The sequence below is a fragment of the Syntrophaceticus schinkii genome, from assembly GCF_000946815.1.
In the GTDB taxonomy this organism is placed as follows: domain Bacteria; phylum Bacillota; class DSM-12270; order Thermacetogeniales; family Thermacetogeniaceae; genus Syntrophaceticus; species Syntrophaceticus schinkii.
In genome coordinates this window covers 1-6,575 of sequence record NZ_CDRZ01000053.1, presented here as the reverse complement: position 1 = coordinate 6,575, position 6,575 = coordinate 1, and the positions used below count along the sequence as shown (strand labels likewise).

Below are 6,575 nucleotides of genomic sequence, written 5' to 3'. Positions count from 1 at the left end.
AAGGAACTGGGGGAAAAGAGAGATAACCAGCCTGCTTCTAGAAGGGGGGTCAACTTTGAATGCGTCTGCACTGGAAGCAGGGATCATCGATAAGTTTTGTTTTTTTTTCAAGCCCCGTTGATTATCGGGGGACAAGATTCCCCGGGGGTTTTCGGTGGTATGGGGTGTGAGAGACTTAAAGACTGTCTGCGACTTGCACAGATGTCTGTTCAAAGGGTAGGGGAAGATCTGATGATTACAGCCTACCGGGAATAGAGGTCGGATGCCGGAAGTCAGAGGTAAGAAGGAGATGACAGGGGGACGGTTCTTCTGTTACCCCTTATGTCACCCGCAAAATAGAGGTTGGATGCCGTATGTCGGAGGTCAGAAGTTTGTGGTCGTTGTTAGATTGATAGTAAATGGTGGTAAAAAGAAGATCAGGAGAACCGTCCCCCTGATCTATTGGAGGTGAGTCTTTGTTTACGGGTCTTGTGGAGGAGAAGGGGATTATGCGGGGTATCAGGAAGGGACCTGTGTCTGCTGCTCTGACCATTGAGTCTGGGTTTTGCAGGGAACTGGAAATTGGTGAGAGTGTGGCTGTTAATGGGGTCTGCCTTACGGTAACAGCATACAATTCCAGAACATTCACTGCGGATGTAATGGCGGAAACCCTTGATAAAACAAATTTAGGGCTTTTAACCGAAGGGGAACGGGTCAATCTGGAAAGGGCTTTAAAAGTGGGAGCCAGGATTGGCGGTCATTTTGTCACCGGGCATGTTGATGCGGTAGGGAAGATTATTAATATTGCGCAGCGGGGAATCGCTACAGAGATCTGGATAGAGATACCATCTGATCTGGAGCCATACCTGATCCCTCAAGGATCCATAGCACTTGACGGCGCCAGTCTGACTGTGGCTGAACTGCAGGGCAGTACCATGAAGGTGAGCCTGATCCCGCATACCCTGGAGGCAACAACACTGGGGTTAAAAAAGGCGGGTGATCTATTAAATATAGAAGCAGATCTGCTGGGTAAATATGTGTGTTTTCTTTTGGAGAAAAAGGAGGCTGGCAAAGGGTTTTCTGTTGAGTTTTTAGCTGAACATGGATTTATCTAATGATGAAAGGAGCTAAATCAATGCCGGAGCAGGAGCAATTTAACACAATTGAAGAAGCCATTGCCGAGATAGCTGCGGGACAGATGGTTGTTGTAGTAGATGATGAGGATCGGGAAAATGAAGGTGACCTGATCATCGCTGCGGAGAAGGTGACACCTGAGGACATCAACTTTATGGCCATTTATGCCCGTGGTCTCATCTGTTCCCCCCTGACTGGAGAGCGCCTGGATGAATTGGAGCTGGAGCAGATGGTCGCTCACAATACAGACAGCATGGAGACAGCCTTTACAGTATCTGTCGATGCTTCCTCGACAACTACAGGGATTTCTGCTTTTGAACGGGCTAAAACTATCAAGGCTTTGGTTGATCCTAAAACCAGGCCACAGGATCTAAGGCGACCCGGCCATATCTTTCCCCTGAGGGCGAAAGAGGGTGGGGTACTGAGGAGGGCAGGCCATACAGAGGCTACTGTTGACCTAGCTCGCCTGGCCGGCCTCTATCCAGCCGGTGTCTGCTGTGAGATCATGAATGATGATGGAACAATGGCTCGCACCCCCATGCTTTTTCAGTTTGCCAGAAAGCACAATTTAAAAATTATCACTGTGGCTGATCTGATCAAGTACCGCCGCCACACAGAAAAACTGATCCGTCGAGTGACTGCAACACACCTGCCCACAAAGTACGGGGAGTTTACAGCTGTAGCCTATGAAACGATCCTCGATCACAACTGCCATATCGCTCTTGTACAGGGAGATATAAAGACAGAGGAACCTGTTCTGACCCGGGTACACTCCGAGTGCCTGACCGGGGATATTTTCGGTTCTCTGCGCTGTGATTGTGGGGAACAGCTGGCACAAGCACTGAAGATGATCTCTGTTGAGGGAAGAGGTGTTTTGTTGTACATGCGGCAGGAGGGAAGGGGAATCGGTCTCTTGAATAAAATCCGCGCCTACAGACTCCAGGATGAAGGAAGAGATACAGTTGAAGCCAATGAAATCCTTGGATTTCCCGCAGACCTGAGAGACTATGGATTCGGGGCACAGATCCTGGTGGATCTGGGTGTGAGGAAAATTCGGCTGCTCACCAACAATCCCCGTAAAATTGCAGGTCTACAAGGGTACGGCCTGGATGTTGTGGAAAGGGTACCCATCGAAATGCCTCCACGGGCCGAAAACCGATATTATTTAAAGACAAAAAAAGGAAAAAATGGGAACAAGCTTTCTCGCCCTGAATAAATAGAAGGGAGTTTTGAAAATTGCCGAATTATTTTGAGGGAAAATTACTGGGTGAGGGTCTGCGCTTTGGTATTGTTGTTGCCAGGTTCAATGAATTTATTACCAATAAGCTGTTAGGCGGTGCCCTGGATATGCTTACGCGGCACGGTGTCAGTGAAGATGCAGTTGATGTAGCCTGGGTCCCGGGAGCTTTTGAAATCCCCTTAACAGCTCAAAAGATGGTTGAGCGCGGGTATGACGGGGTTATCTGTCTTGGTGCAGTGATCCGCGGCGCTACCCCCCATTTTGATTATGTGGCCAGTGAGGCTACCAAGGGAATTGCTCAGGTCGGTCTTGCAGCGGGAATTCCTGTTGTTTTTGGTATCATTACAGCTGATACTCTTGAACAGGCTATTGAGCGGGCCGGCACAAAGGCGGGAAACAAGGGTGCAGATGCAGCTATAACAGCTTTGGAAATGGTCAACCTCTTCAAGGAACTGGAAGGGTAAATAGAAACCTGTGCATGCTAAATTCACAGGCACAGGTATGTGTACAACGAAATCGGTATAAAAGCTGAGGGAATATTTGTTTATGGGCTGAGTTAGCTGTTGTTATAGGGCACGATTTACTTTACCTGCCTTGAGGCAGCGGGTGCAAACATACATGCGTACAGGTTTACCGTCGACTATTGTTTTTACACGCTGCAGGTTGGGTGCCCAAACTTTTTTGGTGCGGATATGGGAATGGCTTACCTTCATGCCGACATGAACTCCTTTTCCGCAAACTGCGCACTTTGCCATCGTAGATCCTCCTTTCTCACAGAACCTATTTTAACAAAGTAGTGGATCGATGACAAGTGCCGGAAAGATACTTGTTTTGCTGTTTTAATAACTGCAGGGATTTGATACCCGAACAGTGGCAAGTTATAGTATAATGTATTTTGGTCGCAATAACAGTACAGTAAGGTTGTGCAAGGGGGTAGATACCATGAGTGACAACCGTCAGACGGATTACGGTAAAATCGAGATTACCCCCGAGGCGCTGGCAGCTATAGCCGGTGCAGCGGCTGTTCGCTGTTTTGGCATTGTGGGGATGGTACCCCGTGGACTGCGACAGGGTGTCTCGGAAATTCTAGGAGGGGATTCTTTAAGTAGAGGAGTAGAGGTAAACCAGGAAGGGTCAGATGTCAAAATTGACCTCTGGGTTGTGATGTGCTATGGGGTAAATATAGCACAGGTTGCCCATAATGTTATGGAAACTGTCAGTTATGAAATTGAGACTATGACAGGTCTTCGTGCTGTAGAAGTAAATGTTAATGTTATGGGTGTGCGAGTCTTTGAGTAAATCGTAAGGGGGAGCTGGATTGGAGCAGTGTGTTGTAACCGGGGAACAGGTTAGGTGTCTTTTCGTTGGTGGCTTGGAAGCGATTGAAGAGCGCCAGCATGAAATAGACAGGCTAAATGTTTTTCCTGTTCCCGATGGTGATACAGGTCGGAATATGTTCCTAACAATGGCTGCTGCAGTCAAAGAATTGGAAAAGAACACTTCCTCTAATATCGGGGATGTCGGAGATGCCGCAGCCCGGGGCTCTCTGATGGGTGCCCGGGGCAATTCGGGTGTGATCTTATCGCAGTTGATTCGGGGACTCACCGATGGCCTGAAGGGGAAAGAAGAGATAACTGTGCAGGACTTTGCCGGTGCCTGGCATCTTGCTGTGGCCAGTGCTTACCGCGCAGTTATCAAACCAGTTGAAGGAACTATGTTGACTGTAGCGAAAAGCTTTGCCCGTGCAATGAAGGAAGCATCTTCTCAGGACATTAGCCTGGAGAAGATGCTGGAGCAAGCCATATATAAGGGTTATGAAACTTTAGAGCGGACCCCGGAGATGCTGCCGGTTTTAAAAAAGGCAGGGGTTGTTGATGCCGGGGGGAAAGGACTGCTGGTAATTCTTGAGGGGGGGCTGAATGCTCTCAGCAACAGTAATTATAATACAGTACAGAGAGCAGTAGAGCCTCCTGTTGAAATTACTGCACTACCGGAGGACATTCCTGAACAAGATTTTACTTATATGTACTGTACTGAATTCCTTCTTAAAGCTGATCCTTCGTTGGAAACAGTTATAAAGAAACACTTAAATAATCTAGGAGGAAGTATAGTAACAGGTAATGCCAGCACTTTTATGAAAATTCATATTCATACCAACAAGCCGGGTACGGTTTTAGAGTATTGTCAGCAGTATGGTACTCTTCATGATATCAAGATCGATAATATGCATGACCAATGGGATGCATCTAACATTACTGCGGATGATACTGCTAAAACTGCAGAGATCGGTATAGTGGCAGTTGGAGCAGGGGAGGGCCTCAAGCAGTTGTTTTATAATTTGGGTGCCATTCATGTGATCGAAGGGGGGCAAACAATGAATCCCCCGGTGGAGGAATTCGTACGGGCTATTGAGGAGACAACTGCACGCCAGGTACTGATACTGCCCAACAACAAAAATTTAATCCTGGCTGCAAAACAGGCTCAACAGCTTGTAGACCGACCTATAGAGGTAATTCCCTCCAAAAATATCCCAGCTGGAATCAGCGCCCTTTTAGTTTTTAATGATTCCATGACACTTGAAGAAAACAAAGAAAGAATGTGTCAACAGCTTGAGGAGGTAAAAGCTGGGGAAATAACCTATGCTGTACGGGATGCCATGCTGGGTGATCAGGAGATCAAAGAAAACGAATTGATCGGAATTTACCAGGGGGAAATTGCAGCTACCGGGTCATCACAAGTGGATGTTGTGCTTGCTCTGCTGGAGAAAATGGTGGATGAAGATGATGAACTGGTAACACTTTATTCCGGTGATGGTGTGACAGCGGAAACAGTGGAAGGAATCCTTGAACAGATAAGGGCTATCTATCCGCAGTTAGAAGTGGATACTCACCAGGGTGACCAACCCATCTATTATTTTTTGATCAGTGTTGAATAGGAGTGGAATTAATAATCAGCGGGAAGAGGTTGTTAACCGGGAAACAACTGGCAGAGATAAAAATATCTCATGTGCCAGGAATAGGAGAGAAAAGAGCGAGGCTTTTTCATAAGATAGGTATTTATAATCTTTTTGATTTACTTTACTATCTTCCAAGACGCTATGAGGATCGCCGTGTCAAAGAAACCCTCAATGATGTAGAAGCAGGTGAAGTGGCTACTGTACTGGGAACAATCGAAAATATCGAGGAGGTTAAACTGCGGCGCAATTTGAGCCTCTTGAGGGTGGCAGTGCACGGGAATTTTGGAAGCTGTACAGCTCTTTGGTTTAATCAGCCTTTTTTGAAAAGGTCATTACGCAAGGGTTTACCCATCTCTGTCACTGGAAAGGTAGAACGAAACCTCTACGGATATGAGATTTCAGTTGCTGATTATGAGCTTGGCAGCCTTAAAAACCCGGTTCATGTGGGGCGCATTGTACCCATTTATGGAACTACCGAGAAATTGAGCCAGCGCTCTTTAAGGCGTATTATGTACCAGTGTGTCAGTTCCTACGCCAAAACAGTAAAGGATCTTCTACCCCCGGAATTGAGCAGTGAGTTAAGGTTGATCCCTCTTTCCCAGGCGTTAACACAGATCCATTTTCCTGCGGACATGGACAGTTTAAAAATGGCTCGCCAACGCCTGGTTTTTGAAGAGCTGTTTCTTTTTGAAACAGGTTTGTCGAGAATACAGCAGCATATTCGGAAGGAAGGGGTGGCACGCCTTCCCAAAAACCGCCTTCCGGAAGATTTTCTTGCTTCACTCCCTTTCACCCTTACCCAGGCACAGCAGCGTGTAATCACTGAAATTAAAAGGGATCTCTCGAGTGCTACCAGAATGTACCGCCTTCTGCAGGGGGATGTAGGGTGTGGAAAAACTGTTGTGGCTCTTTACGCACTTCTGCATACTGTTGCTGCGGGTTACCAGGGTGTTCTCATGGCTCCTACTGAGGTTCTTGCAGAACAACACTTTTTAGGGATCAGCAGGCTCGTATCACAGTTAGGGGTACGTGTTAGATTTGCTTACAGGCGGACCCATGGGGAAAAAGGAAGGGAACAGTGCCTGGAAGTTAATTAAAAGCGGCACAACAGATAATTATGATCGGTACTCATGCCCTTCTTGAAGAGGAGGTTGTTGTTTGCTAACCTCGGATTGGTGATTATCGATGAGCAGGCACAGATTCGGCGTTCCAACAGCGAGATATTTTGCTGTCTAAAGCAGCTGCTCCGGATGTTTTGATTATGAC

8 protein-coding genes are annotated in these 6,575 nt (G+C 47.1%); 7 read left to right on the top strand and 1 reads right to left on the bottom strand.

Going from position 1 to position 6,575, the window contains the following annotated elements; genetic code table 11:
• Window positions 1–22 precede the first annotated feature (22 nt).
• From SSCH_RS21675 to ribH, 4 genes are all read left to right on the top strand, one after another.
• On the top strand, window positions 23–121 hold the full coding sequence (locus tag SSCH_RS21675) for a dihydrofolate reductase family protein (RefSeq protein WP_408645686.1): 99 nt from the start codon (window positions 23–25) through the stop codon (window positions 119–121).
• 334 nt (window positions 122–455) lie between these two features.
• Window positions 456–1,094, top strand: coding sequence for a riboflavin synthase (locus tag SSCH_RS03830; RefSeq protein WP_044664321.1), 639 nt, complete (start codon window positions 456–458; stop codon window positions 1,092–1,094).
• Between the two features lie 20 nt (window positions 1,095–1,114).
• On the top strand, window positions 1,115–2,329 hold the full coding sequence (locus SSCH_RS03825) for a bifunctional 3,4-dihydroxy-2-butanone-4-phosphate synthase/GTP cyclohydrolase II (RefSeq protein ID WP_044664320.1): 1,215 nt from the start codon (window positions 1,115–1,117) through the stop codon (window positions 2,327–2,329).
• Between the two features lie 20 nt (window positions 2,330–2,349).
• Entirely contained in the window at window positions 2,350–2,817 is a 468-nt protein-coding gene (ribH, locus tag SSCH_RS03820) for a 6,7-dimethyl-8-ribityllumazine synthase (RefSeq protein WP_044664319.1), read from the top strand.
• A 102-nt stretch (window positions 2,818–2,919) separates the two neighbouring features.
• Here the strand turns inward: ribH and rpmB are convergent, their stop codons facing one another.
• Entirely contained in the window at window positions 2,920–3,108 is a 189-nt protein-coding gene (rpmB, locus tag SSCH_RS03815) for a 50S ribosomal protein L28 (RefSeq protein WP_044664318.1), read from the bottom strand.
• Between the two features lie 187 nt (window positions 3,109–3,295).
• Here rpmB and SSCH_RS03810 point away from each other — a divergent pair, with 187 nt between their 5' ends.
• From SSCH_RS03810 to SSCH_RS03800, 3 genes are read left to right on the top strand one after another with little or no spacing between them, the layout of a single operon-like run.
• On the top strand, window positions 3,296–3,652 hold the full coding sequence (locus tag SSCH_RS03810) for an Asp23/Gls24 family envelope stress response protein (protein WP_044664317.1): 357 nt from the start codon (window positions 3,296–3,298) through the stop codon (window positions 3,650–3,652).
• 19 nt (window positions 3,653–3,671) lie between these two features.
• A complete protein-coding gene (locus tag SSCH_RS03805) occupies window positions 3,672–5,288 on the top strand; it encodes a DAK2 domain-containing protein (protein WP_052835277.1) in 1,617 nt (538 codons plus the stop codon).
• Window positions 5,289–5,317: 29 nt separating this feature from the next.
• The gene (locus SSCH_RS03800; protein ID WP_052835276.1) at window positions 5,318–6,406 is read left to right on the top strand and encodes a DEAD/DEAH box helicase; all 1,089 of its coding nucleotides are present in this window, start codon (window positions 5,318–5,320) and stop codon (window positions 6,404–6,406) included.
• The last annotated feature ends 169 nt before the right edge of the window (window positions 6,407–6,575 follow it).